We start from the raw sequence: 20,090 nt of genomic DNA on the forward strand, positions 1-20,090 counted from the left end.
ATGATGAAAAAATTATGTGTACCCCTGTTGATGTCGCTATCCATGTTGTCTCAAGCGGGTTTGGTGGATTTGGATAATACTGAACTGGTCGGTGTGACTGGGCAGGGCGGCGCAGATCTGAGCTTAACCCTATCGATCAATCACCAATATGCCAATGATATGAGTTTAAATACGATCTCTAGGACCAATGGTGTCGATGCGAATGGTCGAGCTATTGTCACTGAAGCGTATTATCAAATGCGCGCAAATCAAGACTGCGCTTTATTAGAATTGTGTCGTATCGCTATTTCCCCAAATAATCATAAGGAAAATGGGCAACGAAAATGGCTGGTGTTTAAGCAGTTCCAAGGCACCATGCAAATTGATAAATTTTCGCTAGAAGGCACCACAATTCTGAATAAAGAAGGCAGACCACAAACTGCAATGATGTTAAAGTTTTTCGATGATAAACCCCTCAAAATTCGTAACTTGGGCTTTGCTAGCCTTTCAGTGGAAAGTGGTGAAAATGGGTATTTCAATACCTCAACGTATAACAGTTATGGTATGAGTAAAACTGTACCAACTTTTGACAAAGGTCAGGAACAAGGCTTTATGGGCTTAAATGTTCACGGAAACTTACATCTAGATGGAAATCTAAAAATCTTTAGCTATAACTGCTCGGGCACTGCGGGTAGCCGCTGTTAGACATATAGTTTCAAAAGGATATTGAAATGCATAAAATAATAAAACTAAACCTTCTGACACTATGTATCTGTGCAGCCAATCAAAGTTATGCATTACAAGCTTTGAATGATCAGATTTTAAGTGATGTGACGGGTCAAGATGGTATTTCAATTACCCATGAAGCTTCAAAAGTTGACATTAAACAGCTGAATTGGGTCGATCCTGCGGAAGTCGGAAAAACACCGATTAAACTGGGTTTACATAATATTGAAGTGAAAACGGCGACTGGTTATAACAACATAAAACCAAACTCGATTTTGATGTGGGAACAACACAATTAGCCAATGGTACGCAAGGGGTTGGTATTCAGCTCTCTGCCAGTGTGTCACCTTTTACCGCAACGGCTGCCCAAATTATGCTGATGTGTTCACCAAATTGTGCAACGGGTGAAACGGATCAAAATTTAGGAAGTTTTAAGCTTTCGACTATTTCACCTTTTGAAGTGTACTTGGCAACGACGAATGGGCTATTTAACCGCGACTCAAAGGTGCATTTAGATTTTAAATTGCAGAATGCCAGTATTAGTTATGGACAGAATAATCAAGATTTAACCTTAAAGGATTTCAACTTCAATTTATCTGCAGATGGATATCTTTATATCGATGAAACGGAAGGTGTAGTTCTCACCTCAAAGGGCAGTGTTGGCGATAATATTGTTGTTTTAGGTCGAGTGGAAGATAAAACTGATGTACATGACAGCCGTGTAGGCAATGCCACAAATCCCGGGTTAAACGTCGATTTACGTTATGGCTCAGTAAACTCGACTCACCGGAACTTAATTAGGATAGGGGCATCGGGTGCATTAACCAATGGCAAGATCGCGTTGAATGCTGACCAAACTGGTGTTGCTAAGTTTAATACGGTCAACCGTGTTAACGGTAATGTTCAAGAAAATGAGGTGGTTGCATCTGCAGGTTATGGTTTTAAGAATGCGGGCGGCTTACATTTAAATGTATCGGCTGACTTTACCCGTGCAGGGAATAGTTTGCTCGGCGCTGCGACACCGACAACGTTTGAATTAGGGCATACTGGTACAGGCAGTTATGCCATCGAATTTTCAAACTTATCACCGCTGAATGTACGTTCTTCTACTGACCCTAATTCAGCAATAAACAGTCAAAATGCCTATATTGATTTTGGCCAGATTTACATCAATAACATTCGCACCAACTCAATGGGTTTTGTGGTCAATGACCAAATTAAGACGATATTGGGTGCGCAAAACTATGAACTGATTTATAACCCATCGCCAACGGGCAATGCTTCAAATATGGCTTTTATTGCTGTGCGTGGGCTCGATTTTCAAGCCATTGCACGTAAAGCCCGCTTTATTTCAGATAATTCGATTGCGGTAAACAATACTAACGAAGGGACATGGGGCTTAGGTATTCCGATTTATAACCTCAATGCCAATGCTGCATTTTTTGCCAAGAAATACACCAATACCGCTGGAACGGTGAAGGATGGCTTGGGCTATGACATTGCAGTATCAACCGATGGTTATGGGGAAGATAGTCAAGGTAACCCTAAAACAACGTCTATTATTGTCATTGATGGTGCGATGAGTAAGCATGGCGAAGAAGTTAACTACTATACAGGCTTACGTAATATTGACTCATATTTTAAAGCCAATGGGGTGATTGGTTTTAATGAAAATGAAATCTATATCAAAGCCGATAGTTTATTGTTTGCTGCCAATGCGGAAATTGCAATCGGGCAGCTTCCAGGTGCACTGTATAACTGCCCAGAAGGGGTGAATAGTTGTGCCAAAGAAGTCGTACCGATTAATAATTTTGCCAAAAAAGATGATGTTCTCGCATCGATTGCTTTTATGTTAGATGGTAAAGGCGAACTCTTTATTATTCCTGGGCTTGAGGCTGTAGGTGGGACACCACAAAGCAACTATTTGTCATTTAAATCTAATTTTGAGTTTAATACATTGAGTAGCACAGACCTGAGTAATGAAAGTAAAAAAGGAAGTTTTATTAGTTTAAGTAATACCGACAGTAATGGAACAGCAACAAAAACCTCAAGTTTTAACTTAAACAAAATGCAAGGTCACTTAGGTTTGAATGGAAAAATTCATATGCAAAAGGACTCAGTTGTCATAGACAATCAAGTGCAATTTAACCATAAGGCATTAGCAGGTGGACAAGGAACTGCCTTTAGAACGGAGGTTGCATTGTCTCCAACAGGTACCATGCAGAAGGTTGCAGATATTGCCATTACGGGTGGGGCTATGCGTAGCACATTAGGGATTACGCCGCGCTAAAAAGGATGACAAGGAATAAATAAAATGAATAAGTCTTTAATTTCAATTCTAATCACAGCAACATTAGGCTTGAGTCAAAGTTATGCGATGACCGCTTTAAATGACGAGGAGTTGTCAGAAGTTGAAGGTCAATCTTTGATGAATCTAGAGTTTCAGCAGGGGACGAATACAACCGATGCACAAGGGAAAACATATAATCAATCAAATATTGGGTTTTATAAGTTGGCTCTAAGTGCAGAATTGGAGCTGAATGCCAATATTAAGAAGCTTCAGTTGGGGTGCGGTGGCGACAACAATTCCATTCGAGCCAACAGTTGTGATATTGATATCGATCATATTGGTTTAAGTGGACTACCTGATGATCCAAACTATACATCAGATCAGCGTGCAGCAACTTCGGCATTAATCACAAATCCATTTATTCAGTTTGCCATTAAAAATCCGACTTCAGCCGCAACACGTGAAGTACTCGGTTTTCGTGTCAGTGCTGAAAAGATTAAAGGTTTAATGACGCTTGGTACAGAGAATACTTCGACGCCAAATGGTATTAATACCTTTAGTGGTTATATGAAAACTAAAACAGCTTCAGGTACTGCTGTAACAGAAGCTCGTAGCATGACCTTTGCAGATACAGGATTAACTATGAATGGTATTGTGCAAGGACGATTACTCGGAAGTAGTTCTGGGACAACTTGTGTCAGTGGTTTTTTAGACCCTTGTTATGATATTTCATATACGTCTGATACTTATAATTTAAACCTATCTTCGACTACAGCGCCTTTTACGATTAATTCGACAGTTGTGTCTGGGACTCGAATGAAGGATGTAACTTTAAAAGGGAGGGGTACTGTTGGGCAAATTGATTTTAGTGGACAATTAACAGCTAAAGTACTCGGTTTCTTAAACTTAGATAAACAAGTGTCCGGCAATATTACTGGGCTTAAAACAGATATCACTGTGAACCAAAGTTTAGGCTTAATTCACGCATTGTATTTAAACAACCCAGCATCATTATCCTTGCAGTCCCAAGATATTCTATGGACGGGTGCTGCGGTTGGTGCGAATAAAGGTTGGTGGCTGGCAATGGAAGATGAAGTCGAACTGGGTAGCTTAAGCCCAACGACCAAAGTGGCAATTACCAATGAAGTCTTAAAACAAACCATTGCGGGTATTAATAAAGATCTAACGGACAATCCTCGAAATTGCGGTAATCTTTTAACAGGATGTGTCGGTGGTTCTGCCTTAGTTGTTGGGAATGTTCCAATGAATACGACGACTTTGGATTTTCCACTGACTAATTTAAGCTTACAAGGGCAAAACTTTAGATCGAACTGCTATGGTGGTTTAAAATTCTGCTAATTAAATTTTCATAAAAAATCCCGCGATATACGCGGGATTTTTTATTCTAAAAATGAATTATTTTGCAATTTTCGCCAACAACTCGTCTTTAGAAATGTTTACAGATTCAGCATCACGACGGCCTTTATATTCAAAAGTACCTGCATCCAAGCCTTTCTCACCAATCACAATACGGTGAGGAATACCTGTAAGCTCAAGATCGGAGAATTTTACGCCTGGACGTTCGTTACGGTCATCCAGTAAAACATCATAACCTGCTGCCGTAAGTTCAGCGTATAGTGCTTCAGCTGCTTCTAAAGTACGTGGAGACTTATGCGCATTCATAGGCACAATGGCAACTTCAAATGGTGCAATTGCCGTAGGCCAAATAATACCTTTTTCGTCAAAGTTTTGCTCAATTGCTGAAGCAACTACACGTGTTACACCAATACCGTAACAACCCATGGTTACCGTAAATGGTTTGCCATCTTCACCTAGAACTTTACAGCCCAAAGCTTCTGAGTACTTTTGACCGAGTTGGAAAATATGCCCCACTTCGATACCACGTTTAATTTGCAGCGTACCTTTACCGTCTGGAGACGGATCACCCTCAACTACATTACGTAAGTCATAAACTTCGGTGAACTGTGCATCACGTTCCCAGTTTAGACCAGTCACGTGTTTATCAACCTCATTTGCACCCGCAATAAAGTCAGAAAGTACCGATGCAGCACGGTCAACAATAACTGTTAAGCCTTTTTCTACCAAGCCTTGTGGTCCACAGAAACCAGCGGTTAAACCTAGTGCAGCAAGTTGTTCTTCTGTTGCAAAAGTTAATGGTGATGCAATGCGTGGATGCTTCTCGGCTTTAATTTCATTTAGCTCATGATCGCCACGTAAGAACAATGCCACTACCGGTGTTGCTTGGCCTTCTTCGGCTGCAATACCTTGCACTAACAAGGCTTTGACAGAGTGTGCAGGATCAGATTTCAAGAAGTTTGATACATCTGCAATAGTTTTTTGATTTGGTGTATCAACCACTTCCAAAGTTTTGGTTGGCGCTGCACGTTCACCGACTAAAACGGCCTCTGCCATTTCAATATTTGCCGCATAGTCAGATTCAGTCGAGAAGGCGATATCATCTTCACCACTTGATGCTAACACGTGGAATTCATGTGAGCCTGAACCCCCAATTGAACCTGTATCGGCTTGTACTGGACGGAAATCTAAACCTAAACGGCTAAAGATTTTGCAGTACGCGCCATACATGATGTCATAGGTTTCTTGCAGTGATTCTTGGTTTGCGTGGAAAGAATAAGCATCTTTCATGATGAATTCACGTGAACGCATTACACCAAAACGTGGACGAATTTCATCACGGAATTTGGTTTGTACTTGATAGAAGTTTGCAGGCAATTGTTTATAGCTTTTGAGTTCATTGCGCGCAAGATCGGTAATAACTTCTTCGTGTGTAGGACCAAGTACGAAAGGGTTGCCATGGCGGTCTTTGAAACGAAGCAGTTCAGGGCCATATTGGACGTATCGACCAGATTCTTCCCATAAAGACGCTGGCTGAGTTACGGGCATCAGGACTTCGAGTGAACCCGCATTTTTCATTTCTTCATGAACGATCGCTGCAACTTTATTTAATACGCGAACGCCCATCGGCAGCCAAGTGTATAAACCTGAAGCCAATTTACGAATCATCCCAGCACGTAGCATTAGTTGATGTGAAATCACTTCTGCGTCATTTGGGGTTTCTCTTAACGTTGCAAATAAAAAGCGACTCGCGCGCATGGAAACTGTCCTAAAATTTTAAACTTTGAAAGTCAAAGATTATACGATAAAAAATGAGGAGGCATGTCGACACCACCTCAGAAAAATGTCGATTATTATGACATGATTTTACGTGCTTGACGCAGCATAAAGTTCTTAAAGTCATCTAAATAGGTGAAGATCACAGGAACCACCACTAAGGTCAGCAGTGTCGATGTAATGACACCGCCGATCACTGCATGTGCCATCGGTGCACTTTGTTCACCTCCTTCACCTAGCCCTAAAGCCAGAGGCACCATGCCCATCACCATAGCACTAGTAGTCATCAAAATAGGGCGTAAACGTGTTTTACCCGCATCAATAATCGCTTGATAACGATCAACGCCGTGATCCATGGCTTTTTTAATGAAATCGATCAATAGAATTGCATTCTTGGTCACCAAGCCCATCAACATGATAATACCGATAATAGAAAACAAGTTCATGGTGGAGTTAAATAAGAAGAGCGCTAAAAATACCCCAATCAATGATAGTGGCAGGGAAGCCATAATCGCCGCAGGGTGAATAAAACTATTGAACTGCGAACCTAGCACAATATAAATAAACACGATTGATAAGGTGATTGCGGTCATGGCATAACCTGCAGATTCAGCCATGTCTTTGTTTGAACCTTGCGTGTCAAAGCTATAACCTGCTGGAAGGTCAAAGTTGTCTTCAATTTGTTTAATATCTGCACCAATATCGCCTGCAGGGCGACCTGCGGTGTTGGCTTCGACTAAAACCTCCCGTGCTAGATCGCGACGATTAATCTGCGATGCCCCCAGACTTTGCTCTAAATGCGCAACGCTAGAAAGGGGAATCAATAAAGCTTGGCCATTGGCATCCGTTTTTTGCGATGTGAGGTAAAGGTTTTGTACATCACTAGGTAAGCTACGTGCAGTTTCAGTTAGGCGTAGGTTAACGTCATAAGTTTCGCCTTTGTTGTCTTGCCATGTGGTGACATCATCGCCTGCAATTAGTGGGCGAATGACATTGGCAATTTGGTTGACCGATAGTCCTAAATCGCTGGCTAAGACCCGATTAATATGCACGCCTAAAGTCGGTTTAGGGGCTTTAAGTGAGCTTTCTAAGTCGACAATGCCTTTGACTTGCGCAATTTCAGCCATAAAGCGGTCTGATATCTTCTGGAGTTCAGCTAAGTCAGGACCTTTGATGGAAATCATTACGGGCTTTTGTCCGCCCGATACCGTTTCATCTGCCGAGGCAATTGAGGTCACAGTAATGCCACCTACTTGTTGTAGGCGTTGGCGGAACTCATTGTTTAAGTCGGTTAAGCTTTTTTTGCGCTCTGTACGTGGTGTAACGGTTACGCGAATACTGACATGGTTTTTACCACGATCCGTAACACCATTAATCACGGCATAGGTTGCTCGAACGTCAGGGTGCTGCTGAATAATTTTATCGACTTGCAGCAGTTTGGCTTGTGAATATTCCAAAGATGCATCGACAGGTGTTTCAAACTTAATCCGAATCTCACCTTTATCTGGAACAGGGACAAACTCTGTTCCAATCAGTTTAGATAAGCCTAATGCGCCGAATAGCGAAGCCACAGCAATCATGAGGGTGATGAATCGGAAGCGCAGAGCAAGCTTGAGTAATTTCTCATAGCCATGGCTGAGATTATCTAGTTTGCCAGAAATCCAATTGAAGAAACGTTTGACTCGATTGGGTGGTTTATGTGGATTATGCTGTTCAGCCCAGTGTGCAGATAGCATTGGATCTAAAGTAAAGCTGACAAACATGGAGATCAGCACAGCAGTACTTACGGTTACGCCAAACTGATAGAAAAAGCGACCGATAATACCGCCCATAAATGCCACAGGTAAGAACACCGCAACAATGGTTAAGGTGGTGGCTAAAACAGCGAGTCCAATTTCTTTGGTCCCATCAATGGCTGCTGTGACATGGTCTTTGCCCATGTCTGCATGTCGCACAATATTTTCACGGACCACAATCGCATCATCAATCAGTAGACCAATACTGAGTGATAGTGCCAGTAAGGTCATCATATTGATGCTAAAGCCAAAGATCCAAATAAACGTCAGAGTGCCAAGTAGGGCAATCGGCAAGGTCATGCCTGTAATGGCAGTGGAACGGAATGAGCCTAAAAACAGCAAGACAATCAAAACGGCAAGTGCTGCACCTTCAATAATGGTACGTGCAACATCGGTGATGCTATTACGAATGCCTTTGGATGAATCTACCACGACTTTTGCTGTGGTGCCTTCAGGCAACTGTTTTTGGATATCCGCTAAGGTCTCATAAGCACCGTCGACCACGTCAATTACATTTGAATCGGAACTGCGTAAAATATCAATCGCAACCGCGGTTTTACCGTCTAAATAGGCACTCGACTCAAGTTCGGCTTGGCTGTCTGAAATGCTTGCAACTTGGCGCAAATAAATCGGTACACCATTTTTATTGGCAATCACCAAATCGCCGAAGGCTAAAGGATGAATCACTTTAGACTTAATTTCGACCACAAGTTCACTGTTACCATGTTTCAACGTTCCACCCGGAACCTCGACATTTTCAGCTTTTACCGTGTTGATGATCTGATCAATACCAATCCCAAAACTTTGTAATTTGTGGGGTTCAATCTGTATGCGAATTTGTCGTTTGGCATCACCCAACAAGTTGACTGTCCCAACACCAGAAACGGTTCTAAACTGTAGAACGATGCGTTGATCCAAATAAGAACTGAGCTCTTTCAGTGACATGTTTTGTGATTCAAATACAATTGACATCACGGCATTGGCAGAAGGATCGTAACGTTCAACAATCGGGTCTTGAATTTCGTCTCGAAATTGAGCGGTGACAGGTGCAATTTTATCGCGGACATCTTGCGCGGCTATAGCAGAAGAAACATCGAGATCAAACTCAGCAATAATGGTCGACAAGCCTTCGCTAGACTGAGAAATGACCTGTTTTAAACCTGAAATGGTATTGATTTGATCTTCCATTTTCTTGGTGATTTCAGACTCAACTGTTTCAGGCGATGCCCCTGGATAGGTGGTATACACCACCACGAAGGGGAAATCGACATCAGGGAACTCCTCAACCCCCATTCTTTGCCAAGAGGCTAAGCCTAAAACCATCAGACAGAACATCATCATGATGGTAAAAACAGGATATTTCACACTAATACGGGTTAACCACATAGCAACAACCTTTTCTTATTTTATGGATTGATTGTCACCATTTGATGCAAATCTTTTTCATTAAACTTTATACGACTGATGCGGTCGCCGGTTTGTAGTCCCTGTACTACAGAGCTGTTATTGCTATAGCGTTGTTCCAAGACTTTTATGTGAATACGCTCAATTTTATTGTGGCGAATCACCCAAACATAAGGCGAATTTTGTATATCTTGAATGGTATCGAGCGGGATAATTTGGCCTGTGATGGACTGTGAATCAAGTATGTCTCCCTCTACAAAGGTCCCAATACTCAATGAATTAATACTTTCAATTGGCTGAGCAAAAAACTCAATTTGACGGCTTGTGGGATCTGCAATCGGGGAAATACGAGTAAGCTTGGCTGTCAGTTTTTGGGGATTGCCTTGCAGCCGATATTCAATTTTTTCTCCCAAACTTAAAGCGGCTTGTAGATCACTTGGAATTTTGGCCTGTATTTCTAAATGACTCGGGTCAATGATTTCAAAAAGGGTTTGTCCTGCGGATACTGTTTGTCCAGGTTCCACCTGACGTTGAGTAATAACCCCTGAAATCGGGCTTAAAATAGTGCCATCGCGATCCGCTTTTTCGGCAATATCAACATTGGCTTGTTGCGCACGTACATTTTCTAATTGAGCTTGATAGTCTACAAGGCTTTGTTCATATTCCACTTTAGAAATAAAGCCCTGATCGAGTAAACGTTTTTTTCTTTGAACCATGCTTTTTGCAAGATTGGCTTGGGCTTGGGTTGAAGCAAGATTGGCTTGAGCCTGAGCGAGACGTGCAGCATTATCTTGATTGTTCAACCGAACCAGTACTTGCCCTTTTTGAACGGCTTGTCCAACTTGAGCGGAGACGGCGGTGGCTGTCGCTGTCACTTGAGCCTGAATGGAACTTTGATTGACGGCTCGAATGGTACCAGTAAAGGCGGTACGTTGGATAGAAGGCCCTTCTTGGAACTGGACCAAGTCTTCTGCGATCAGCTCGATTTTAGCTGTAGATGAAGTCGGAGATGTGGCCTCGTCTTGTTTTTGGCAGGCAGAGAGGAGTAAGCACAAACACAGCGGACTGAGTTTAAAAATAGGGAGCACTTGGCGGCTTAATTTAGTTTTTATACATGGTGCAGCCTGCATTGAGTCAAATCCTTTGGTCTAGCGGCGAAAGTCAGCACACTGTAAATAAAGCGCAGATTATTCAAGTGTTTTTAAGCGAGCAATAATTCTGTCGTATTCAGCCTTGGTATTACGATAGTGACTTTGTAACGATTGTATTTGCTCTTTTTTCATCACAATGTTTTTAGAATTATAATCAATCATATCTTGGAGTGGTTTCGGATTGCTTTTGCCTTTACGCATGTTCTCTTTTTCTTGGCGTAAGAATCCAATACGGTCATTCTGTAATTGTTTTAATTCATCTTGCTGGAACTTAATCTGTTTTAAGATATAGGAAAGGGCAGTATTGCGTTTTTGAGTGGCGACTTGGCTGTTGGTATAAGCACGTTTTAATTTAAGATCTGACTCGCGTTGCTTGGCTGCTGCTGCACGTTGTGGCGCATATTGCGCATCTTTTTCTGCGTTGTATGGACGTGCCCGTTGAATCACTTGCATGTTGCTATCGAGTGCTTCATAACCATAACGAATATGGTTGGGGGTGACACTGCTACTGACGTTTGCGATGCCTTTACTGTCGTAATATCGATACCAGACCGCTTTAGGTGGATCGGCCATAATTGAGATGGTCTGCAAACTTAGCAAAGCCAGCAAAATGACTTTCGCAGTCATCCTTTTTTTCACGATCAAAGCAAGTTTGTGATTAAACTCCCTAAGCATCGATACCCCCAGTTTAAAGTTGACTAAATTACTTATTTACAAGCAATAAATAGTGCTATATTAGTCCTAAATTTAGGAATAAAAAATATAATCAGTCAAAAAAAAATCGACGGGTATAGGAAAGTGTGAAGCCGTTCTTAAAAAGAAGATGAAGTGTGGTTTTATGCGGAAACTGTTCGTTGAAAATATAAGTAAATATATGTTAAAAGTGTACGTAACTTGTAAAGCGTCTACGAATCTGTTTCTACAAACATTCTAAAAATGGGAAGGGTCATATTAAATGGACGATAAATTCCAGAATCTAAAAGTAATGGTCATTGATGATTCAAAAACCATTCGTCGCACAGCTGAAACATTATTGCAACGCGAAGGTTGTGAGGTTGTGACTGCAGTCGATGGTTTTGACGCATTGTCAAAAATTGCTCAAGCCAATCCTGATATCGTATTTGTCGACATTATGATGCCACGACTAGATGGTTATCAAACGTGTGCATTAATCAAAAATTCACAAAATTATCAAAATATTCCTGTCGTGATGCTCTCTAGCAAAGATGGTCTATTTGACCAAGCCAAAGGGCGTGTTGTTGGTTCAGATGAATATTTAACAAAGCCGTTTAGTAAAGATGAATTATTAAATGCGATTCGTAATCACGTTTCAGCATAAATAATATAAGTGTAATTGAGGGAAAATTATGGCGCGTATTTTAATTGTGGATGACTCACCTACAGAGACATTCCGCTTTAAAGAAATTTTGGGGAAACACGGTTTTGAAGTGATTGAAGCGTCGAATGGTGCCGATGGTGTAACCATGGCTCAAGCTGAACTTCCTGATCTTGTGTTGATGGATGTGGTGATGCCAGGCGTTAATGGCTTCCAAGCAACCCGTCAAATTGCGCGTGGCGCAACAACAAAACACATTCCCGTAGTGATCGTCAGTACTAAAGATCAGGCTACAGACCGTGTATGGGGTAAGCGTCAAGGTGCATGTGATTATTTAACTAAGCCTGTTGATGAAAACCAACTGATTGATGTGATTAAGCAACACCTGAACGCAGGATAAGCTCTATGGCAGCAAATGGATTTATCGAATTACTTCGACTTGCTAAACGTGGTAATAAAAACTACGTTTCAAACGAAAATGAGGTAAACCGCTGGTCGGGCATTGCATTTGAGATGATGGGGCAATATTTTGTTGCGCCATTAGGTGAAGTTGCAGAGGTGATTTATCCTCCGAAATATACCTTAGTGCCAAATACTCAACCTTGGGTTGTGGGTTTGGCCAATATTCGAGGACGTTTACTTTCTGTTGCTGATTTAGCGCACTATGTATCAGGGCATCGCAGTGCGTATTCACCGACTCAAAAAGTACTCTGTATTAGTCACAATGACCACTATGTCGGTTTAGTTGTAGATCAAGTTCTGGGGATTCAGCACTTTAATAAGAAAAGTTTCTTTTCTAAACACGAAGATTTAGATCGAAATTTAAAAGAATATTGCCAAGGGTATTTTCACCAACACAACCAACAATGGCATGTTTTCTTATTCAGTCGCTTATTAGACAATCCAAAGTATATGAACGCATCTATAAAATTTATAAATTAATATCATTGTCGCGCGCGAAATTATAAGGGCGTAAATCGGGGAGAAGCTGCATGGGCTTTAAACTTAAAAAGAAAAATACGGATGGAAGCAGTAACCGCTCAGGTGGAAATGCTTTAGTAGCAAAACTTCAATCACAGACGGAACAGTTTTCACGTGTATTTGGTGATAGTGAAAAGTCCAAGCCATTAATTTTGGGTGCGGCATTTTGTATCGTACTGGCAATTTTCTTACTGTTGTACCTATTTTATAGCGTACCTCGAAATAACGAATTCACCCGTAGCTTGGGTGATTTACGTCTTTTATCGCAAACGATTTCGCGTCAGGCAACTGAAGCAACAGCATCAGGTACACCTGAAGCTATTAAAAAACTGACAGAATCACAAAAGTCTTTTGCTGAAAACTTAGAAACAGTAAAAGATATTCACGCGAGTACAGATGCACTGCGTGAAGTCGATGCACAGTGGAAAAAAGTTTCTGAAAATATTGATTTAATTGCATCGCAACAAAAAATCATTAACCAACTCTACGATACCAACATTGCGATTAGTGAAAGTATTCCGGGGATTCAGGCCGAATACAACTTAATGGTTGACCAAATGGCACGTCAAAATGTGCCAGCTAACCAAGTCGTAATTGCAAAAAACCAAGTATTCATTGCGGAACGTATTTTACGTTCAATTGGTTCGGTATTAACCGGTTCAGACAACTCGCGTGAATCTGCGGATGACTTTAGCTCAGATACAGAAACCTTCGCGTCATACTTAAACGCACAGTTAAATGGCAGTGCGGATTTAGGTGTAGAGCGTATTAATGACCCTGAAATGCGTGACTCTTTAACCAGTATTCAATCTGAATATGATGATGTACTGAAGTCAGCAGCAGCAACCGTTTTAAAGAACTCATCACAAATCGTTAAAGTACGCCAAGCATCATCATCGATTTTTGAACAGTCAGATGCTTTGTTAAGCAATTTAAATAAATTATCTGGCGGTACAGGTTTAGCGATTGCAATTCCTGCCTTGGGTCTAATTCTAGCCCTGATTGCCTTCTTGTTCTGTGTATTTAAATTACTCGTACTTCGTGGTGAATCAGATAAAAAACGTGTATCTCGTCTACAAGATGAATATGACCGTAACCAAAACGCGATTTTACGTTTACTGGATGAAATTGCCGATCTTGCAGATGGTGATTTACGTTCATATGCAACGGTATCTGAAGACTTCACGGGTGCAATTGCCGACTCGATTAACTTCGCAATTGACCAATTACGTGACCTTGTATCGCGTATTACTGAAACCTCTCAAGAGGTTGCACAATATACGGCAAGTACGCAGGGGATTACCAACCAGTTAGCCGAAGCATCTGAACACCAAGCGCAAGAAATTGCGGGTGCATCTGCCGCGATTAACGAAATGGCAATGTCAATTGACCAAGTATCTTCAAACGCTGAAGAATCAGCGGTAGTAGCAGAACGTTCAGTAAAAATTGCTGCAAATGGCGCGAACGTTGTAAACCGTTCAATTGAAGGTATGGATATCATTCGTGAGCAGATTCAAGAAACCTCTAAACGTATTAAACGTTTGGGTGAATCTTCGCAAGAGATTGGTAACATCGTTGCCTTGATTAACGATATTGCCGACCAAACGAACATCTTGGCTTTAAACGCAGCGATCCAAGCATCGATGGCAGGTGAAGCAGGTCGTGGTTTCGCCGTGGTTGCAGATGAAGTACAGCGCCTTGCAGAGCGTTCAGCTTCAGCAACCAAGCAGATTGAAACACTGGTAAAAACCATTCAGACCGACACCAACGAAGCTGTAATTTCGATGGAACAAACCACGTCTGAGGTTGTACGTGGTGCGAACTTATCTAAGGATGCGGGTGTTGCACTGGATGAGATTCAAAACGTATCGGGTAATTTGGCGAAATTGATTGCAAACATTTCTGATGCAGCAAAGCTACAATCCGCATCTGCAGGTCATATTGCAACTACGATGAATGTCGTACAAGAAATTACCTCACAAACCACCACTGCGACTTTCGATACAGCCCGTTCAGTCTCTGAACTTGCGAACATGGCGGAAGCGTTACGTGAGTCTGTAACAGACTTTAAACTGCCTGATTAAGCACTTGCTTTGGGGAGGGTATGCTGCTCATCGCTTGAGTGGCATACCAGAATCAGGATACACATCAACCCAATTAGCTTGAGCAAAAAGACTGGTTTGGGATGATGGTTATAATGAAGTTTATGCACCTTTTTGGGTAGCTGACAACGCAAGAAGCCTTAGCTATGAAAGAAATATTAAAACATTTAGTTGAAACGACAACGCTTCCGGAAGATAGTTATCTAGATCAAGATGCAGAAATTCTTGAAATTTTTGTTGAAGAAATTGAAGAAATCTTCGTTGAGTTAGATCCATTATTTGAAAAGTGGTACGCTGAACCGACACATCAAGAAAATTTGTTGAGCATACGCCGTCACTTCCATACCTTAAAAGGTTCTGGTCGTATGGTGGGGGCAAAGTCAGCAGGTGAAACGGCGTGGGCAGTTGAAGACACCTTAAACCGTGTGATTTCAGGGGCTGTACCGCTTACAGCAACGGTTCAAAAATTTGCTAAAACAGTATTCAAACTGTTTCAATTTAAACTGTATCCGATATTCAAAGCGGTACAGAAGATTGATCTTGACCTTCGACCACTGGTTTTAATTGGACAACAATTACAACAAAATCAAAGTTTAGAACCTGCACTAGAAGATTTGCTACAACTGTCTAATCATCTAAATAGTGATAATGATGCTACAGGATTAGAGCTGAGTGATATTGAAGTGGCTGAATCTGAGCCACAAGTTGAAGCTGCTTCTGAGCAGGATAATCAAGTGCATGATGTCCTTGAAGAAACTTTAGCGATCTTCATTGAAGAAGCGGAAGACCATTTAGCGACTATCGATCAGTTCTTAAATACAGATGAAACCAAAGTACAAGATTACAATGGTTTAATCCGCGCTTTACATACATTGCGCGGTAGTTCGTCTATGGCGCAAATTGAGCATGTCTTTAATGCCAGCTCAAAAGTCGAAAATCTATTTAAAACCTTGGTACAAGAAGAGATTGTTTCCACCTCGAAGGAAATCTCTTTACTCACCCAATATGCTGAATTTGTACGTGACTATTTACACGTGCTTGGGCGAGGTACGAACGAACAGCTTGACGTGATTTACGCCACGTTCACTACGGCTTGGGATAATTATGGTTTCAGTATTGAAGACGTAGATAATGAGCTAAACCCACAAGGTATGGTTTCTAAGCTGATTGAGTTAAATATTGATCTGTTGCTTGATGCTGAGTTTGAGTTTGATCAGCGGGCTAAAGTTGAATATCCAGACTATATTCAGCACTTAGGTGAACAAGCAAAACAATTGTTAGAATTCACCAATAACCGTGCTGCTCAAGGAATTCATGACTTTACTTCTGAGCTATATGCTGGTTATCAAGCCTTACTGGAAAAGCCAGAATTACTCAATGTAGATTATGCATACGAGTTATTTGGTCAGGCACATCAAGAATTTATCCATTTATTTGACACTTTAGCTGCGGGTCAGCGCGTCATTCTGACTGCAGATGTACATAAAGTTCTGAATGAATTAATGGCCTTCGTACAGCAAGATGTTGAATCGACTTCGACGACGGTAATTGAACCGGTTGCTGAGGCTGTTATTTCTGGAAATACTTCACAACCAAGCCTTGATCTTGTGCAGATTTCGCAGCAAATTGCATCGGATCATCAGTACAAGCAATCGAATACGGCCAATACCGATTTTGATGATGATTTGCTCGATATTTTCTTGGAAGAAGCTGAGGAATTATTGATGGGGATGGATCAGGATCTTAATACTTGGTCTAAAAATGGCAATGATCCAGCAGCACTCAACAATTTAATGCGTTATTTGCACACCTTAAAAGGTGGTGCCAATATGATTTCTGCACCTTTTATTGGTTCAATTGCACACGAATTAGAGTCTATTTATGAGCGTGTGATTCGTCAGCAAATAGCCACAACGCCACAGTTGATCAGCATCATTCGCTTAGTACAGGACGACGTCGCAGACCGAATTCAGGTCATTCGTACCGAGAAGGTTGATTATCCAGCAACAGCGATGATCAATGTACTGCATAGCATTCAGAGCTTAGTTGAGGGTACGACTGTTACAACTACAGCATCTGAGCCTTTGGTTGAGGCGGTTGTCGCAGCAATTGAAGAGACTCAACCTCTAGTTCAAGAACCTTTATCTAATATAGATAGAACGATTGAAGCTGAGGCCGCTGCGGTTGAGTCAGCATCTGCGATTGAAGAGCCGAGTATAGTTGATAACACTGACGTTACTGTCGTTGAACAGCTGGATACTCCGTCACTTGTCCAAGAAGAAGCAGTCAGCGCTGTTGAAGAAGCAGCTAGTCTTTTATCAATTGTTGAAGAAACCTTCTTGGAAGAAGCTGAAGAAATTTTAGCGACTACGGATGGCTTACTGAAACAGTGGACTGAACAACGTAGTGACCGTAGTGTGTTACTACAATTGCAACGTGCTGCGCACAGCTTAAAAGGCGGCGCGCGTATGGCGGAGAATGAACCCGTTGGTGCGATTGCTTATGAACTAGAAACTACATTTGAGCAATTTGCTGTACATAATTTCAGTTCAAACGTATATGACCCATTATTGCAAACTGCATTTGAATGGTTAAAACAAGCCATCTTCAAACGTGATTTTAGTAATTATGATGGTTTGAAAAACAGCTTAGCATCTATTGATTATGTGGATGTGATTGCGCAATTACCGACGCGTGTAACTCAAATTGATTTACTCAATGCGGTACCAAGTTTTGAGTTTGTGCAGGGTGATGGTACTGAGCCGCCAGCAATGCTGGGTGAGTGGAAAGAAACGACTCACTTGGATGGTGGTAATGAAATGATTCGTATCTCAGCTGATTTGGTTGAGAAAATGATCGACCTGTCCGGTGAAAATGCAATTAACCGTTCGCGTATCGAGATGGACTTAGGTCAGCTCGGCAATACGTTGAACGAGATGGAGCTTGCAATTAAGCGTTTGGCGGATCAGTTGCGTCGAATGGAAGGTGAGCTTGAGAGTCAAATTATTGCGAAGCACGGTTCTGAAAACTCGCGCTACGCAGACTTTGACCCTTTGGAAATGGACCAATATTCATCGTTGAATCAATTGTCCAAATCCTTAGCCGAATCAGCTTCGGATTTGGTCGATTTTAAGAGCACTTTGGCTGAGAAAATTCGTGATGCGGAAGGCTTGTTATTACAACAATCCCGTATTCAAGCGGAGATTCAAGAAAGCTTAATGCGGACACGTTTGGTACCGTTTTCACGTATGTTGCCTCGTTTGCAGCGTATTGTGCGTCAGACCGCATCAACCTTAAACCGCCCAACGGAATTAGTCGTTCATAACACCGAAGGTGAGTTGGATCGTACGATTCTTGAACGTTTGGTTACGCCGTTTGAGCATATGCTACGTAACGCAATCGACCACGGTATTGAAGATGCGGAACAACGTAGCGCTGCGAAAAAATCAGCGACAGGCCAAATTGAACTAAACATTAGCCGTCAAGGTACAGACGTTATCGTCAGCTTTAAAGATGATGGTAAAGGTATTGATGAAAGCACGATTAAAGCGAAAGCGCTAAACTTAGGTTTAATTAAAGCCGATCAAGTGTTGGATAAACAGGAAATCTTACAGTTTATTTTCCATCCGGGTTTCAGTACAGCCAAAGAAGTGACGCAAATTTCTGGACGTGGTGTCGGTCTTGATGTGGTGCAAAGTGAAATTAAAGCACTGGGTGGACATGTCACAGTTGAATCGGAAATTGGATTCGGCACAACCTTCATTATTCGCGTACCGACTACGGTAGCGGTGAGTGATGCCTTGATGGTGAAAGCCGGTGATCAACAATATGCGATTCCATTGGCGCAGATTGATCGTATTGTGCGTATTGCTCCAACAGCACTGGATCACTATTTCCACAGCAAGGATGACCAATTCAAAATTGATGGCGTGAGTTATAAGCTGCGCTATTTATCTGAGTTTTTATCCAATCAGCCGATTCCGCGTTTGAGTAATATTGGACATTCATTGCCAGTGTTATTGATTAAAGGCAATAGTGGACAAACCATTGCATTGTTGGTCGATCAGCTGATTGGTTCACGTGCGCAAATTGTTGTGAAGCCGGTTGGACAACAGTTCGCCAGCATTGGTGCAATTGCGGGCGCAACGATCTTGGGTGATGGTCATGTGTGTTTGATTTTAGATGGTCAGAATATTGCACGTCAGATTTTAAGTACCAAGCGTGTAACGCATGCCGCCGATCACCGTGACTTTGGTCGTCATCAGGATACACGTCGTTTAGTGATGATTGTGGATGACTCGGTCACGGTTCGTAAGGTCACATCGCGCTTATTAGAGCGTCAAGGTTTTGATATTGTGACTGCAAAAGACGGTGTCGATGCGATGGAGCAGCTGGAAAGCGTTAAACCGGACTTGATGTTGCTGGATATTGAAATGCCACGTATGGATGGTTTTGAAGTAACGAACTTGGTTCGTCACCACGAAATTCACCAGAACTTGCCGATTATTATGATTACATCGCGTACGGGTGAAAAACACCGTGAACGTGCTTTCAGCTTGGGCGTGACACACTACATGGGCAAACCATTCCAAGAGGCAGAATTACTTGCCAACATTCAGCAGTTATTGGCTGAAAAGCAGGGGTAAATAAATGAATGCAAATGTTTCAAAGAGCATGAATGAGCAAATCAGTCAGCAAGAATTGCAATATCTGATTACAGTATCGACTGGTTTTATTGATGCTTATATCATTGAATGTCATGGTAAAAACCCCATGCTCTTGCCGCAAAATATTGTACTTTCAGCGCTCGATAGTGATACGCAAGTAAAAACGGTGGAATGGCATGATCTACATTTGCCTGTTTATGCCATCAACCGTCCAGACCAAACGGAAGGCGTGGCGCTGGTGATTGAAGGGGATGATGCTTCTCAGCGCTTTGCTTTGATGTGTAATGAAATGCCGAAGTCAATTCGTTTGCGTATTTCTGAAATTGTTGATGACGAAAGTCCTGTGAATGATCCCACCATTTTCCAGCTAGTGCGTATGGGGGATGAGACTTACCACATACCGAATTTAAATAAAATTCAGGCGAGTTTAGGTCTTTCTACTTAAGTTTGAATGCAATAAAAAAGGAACTCAATTGAGTTCCTTTTTTTATATGGGTTTGTACGC

The 20,090-nt window shown here is 41.8% G+C and carries 12 protein-coding genes and 1 pseudogene; 9 read left to right on the top strand and 4 right to left on the bottom strand.

Annotated features, from left to right (window positions below):
• From MN200_RS04860 to MN200_RS04870, 3 genes and pseudogenes are all read left to right on the top strand, one after another.
• The gene (locus MN200_RS04860; protein ID WP_058869154.1) at positions 1-684 is read left to right on the top strand and encodes a hypothetical protein; all 684 of its coding nucleotides are present in this window, start codon (positions 1-3) and stop codon (positions 682-684) included.
• Positions 685-710: 26 nt separating this feature from the next.
• Positions 711-2,995 (top strand): annotated as a pseudogene (locus MN200_RS04865) (DUF6160 family protein).
• A 24-nt stretch (positions 2,996-3,019) separates the two neighbouring features.
• Positions 3,020-4,354, top strand: coding sequence for a hypothetical protein (locus MN200_RS04870; protein ID WP_242760190.1), 1,335 nt, complete (start codon positions 3,020-3,022; stop codon positions 4,352-4,354).
• A 57-nt stretch (positions 4,355-4,411) separates the two neighbouring features.
• Here MN200_RS04870 and MN200_RS04875 read toward each other — a convergent pair whose 3' ends face one another.
• The 4 genes from MN200_RS04875 to MN200_RS04890 form a co-directional block, all read right to left on the bottom strand.
• Positions 4,412-6,130, bottom strand: a complete 1,719-nt coding sequence (locus tag MN200_RS04875; RefSeq protein ID WP_242760192.1) for a proline--tRNA ligase — start codon at positions 6,128-6,130, stop codon at positions 4,412-4,414.
• A gap of 95 nt (positions 6,131-6,225) precedes the next feature.
• A complete protein-coding gene (locus MN200_RS04880; RefSeq protein ID WP_242760194.1) occupies positions 6,226-9,330 on the bottom strand; it encodes an efflux RND transporter permease subunit in 3,105 nt (1,034 codons plus the stop codon).
• Positions 9,331-9,350: 20 nt separating this feature from the next.
• Positions 9,351-10,478: an efflux RND transporter periplasmic adaptor subunit gene (locus MN200_RS04885; RefSeq protein WP_242760196.1), complete on the bottom strand. Its 1,128-nt coding sequence runs from the start codon at positions 10,476-10,478 to the stop codon at positions 9,351-9,353.
• Positions 10,479-10,535: 57 nt separating this feature from the next.
• Positions 10,536-11,174, bottom strand: coding sequence for a hypothetical protein (locus MN200_RS04890; RefSeq protein WP_087010454.1), 639 nt, complete (start codon positions 11,172-11,174; stop codon positions 10,536-10,538).
• A gap of 280 nt (positions 11,175-11,454) precedes the next feature.
• Between MN200_RS04890 and pilG the strand changes: the two genes are divergently transcribed.
• From pilG to MN200_RS04920, 6 genes are all read left to right on the top strand, one after another.
• Positions 11,455-11,838, top strand: coding sequence for a twitching motility response regulator PilG (pilG, locus tag MN200_RS04895; RefSeq protein WP_004694493.1), 384 nt, complete (start codon positions 11,455-11,457; stop codon positions 11,836-11,838).
• Positions 11,839-11,866: 28 nt separating this feature from the next.
• Positions 11,867-12,235, top strand: coding sequence for a response regulator (locus MN200_RS04900; protein ID WP_004694491.1), 369 nt, complete (start codon positions 11,867-11,869; stop codon positions 12,233-12,235).
• 5 nt (positions 12,236-12,240) lie between these two features.
• Positions 12,241-12,777 (top strand): chemotaxis protein CheW, encoded by a 537-nt coding sequence (locus tag MN200_RS04905; RefSeq protein WP_004694490.1) that lies wholly within the window; start codon positions 12,241-12,243, stop codon positions 12,775-12,777.
• Positions 12,778-12,827: 50 nt separating this feature from the next.
• The gene (locus MN200_RS04910; protein WP_005399922.1) at positions 12,828-14,900 is read left to right on the top strand and encodes a methyl-accepting chemotaxis protein; all 2,073 of its coding nucleotides are present in this window, start codon (positions 12,828-12,830) and stop codon (positions 14,898-14,900) included.
• A 164-nt stretch (positions 14,901-15,064) separates the two neighbouring features.
• Positions 15,065-19,564, top strand: a complete 4,500-nt coding sequence (locus MN200_RS04915; RefSeq protein ID WP_242760198.1) for an Hpt domain-containing protein — start codon at positions 15,065-15,067, stop codon at positions 19,562-19,564.
• Between the two features lie 4 nt (positions 19,565-19,568).
• Positions 19,569-20,030 (top strand): hypothetical protein, encoded by a 462-nt coding sequence (locus tag MN200_RS04920; RefSeq protein WP_236769778.1) that lies wholly within the window; start codon positions 19,569-19,571, stop codon positions 20,028-20,030.
• Positions 20,031-20,090 lie beyond the last annotated feature (60 nt).

The organism is Acinetobacter sp. LUNF3 (assembly GCF_022699605.1).
Taxonomy (GTDB): Bacteria; Pseudomonadota; Gammaproteobacteria; order Pseudomonadales; family Moraxellaceae; genus Acinetobacter; species Acinetobacter johnsonii.

Excerpts from the sequence above, each read along its gene's own strand:
- MN200_RS04900 (WP_004694491.1), top strand. The coding sequence starts at position 11,867 with ATGGCGCGTATTTTAATTGTGGATGACTCACCTACAGAGACATTCCGC.
- pilG (WP_004694493.1), top strand. The coding sequence starts at position 11,455 with ATGGACGATAAATTCCAGAATCTAAAAGTAATGGTCATTGATGATTCA.
- MN200_RS04910 (WP_005399922.1), top strand. The coding sequence starts at position 12,828 with ATGGGCTTTAAACTTAAAAAGAAAAATACGGATGGAAGCAGTAACCGC.
- MN200_RS04890 (WP_087010454.1), bottom strand. The coding sequence starts at position 11,174 with ATGCTTAGGGAGTTTAATCACAAACTTGCTTTGATCGTGAAAAAAAGG.
- MN200_RS04920 (WP_236769778.1), top strand. The coding sequence starts at position 19,569 with ATGAATGCAAATGTTTCAAAGAGCATGAATGAGCAAATCAGTCAGCAA.
- MN200_RS04870 (WP_242760190.1), top strand. The coding sequence starts at position 3,020 with ATGAATAAGTCTTTAATTTCAATTCTAATCACAGCAACATTAGGCTTG.
- MN200_RS04915 (WP_242760198.1), top strand. The coding sequence starts at position 15,065 with ATGAAAGAAATATTAAAACATTTAGTTGAAACGACAACGCTTCCGGAA.
- MN200_RS04860 (WP_058869154.1), top strand. The coding sequence starts at position 1 with ATGATGAAAAAATTATGTGTACCCCTGTTGATGTCGCTATCCATGTTG.
- MN200_RS04880 (WP_242760194.1), bottom strand. The coding sequence starts at position 9,330 with ATGTGGTTAACCCGTATTAGTGTGAAATATCCTGTTTTTACCATCATG.
- MN200_RS04885 (WP_242760196.1), bottom strand. The coding sequence starts at position 10,478 with ATGCAGGCTGCACCATGTATAAAAACTAAATTAAGCCGCCAAGTGCTC.
- MN200_RS04875 (WP_242760192.1), bottom strand. The coding sequence starts at position 6,130 with ATGCGCGCGAGTCGCTTTTTATTTGCAACGTTAAGAGAAACCCCAAAT.
- MN200_RS04905 (WP_004694490.1), top strand. The coding sequence starts at position 12,241 with ATGGCAGCAAATGGATTTATCGAATTACTTCGACTTGCTAAACGTGGT.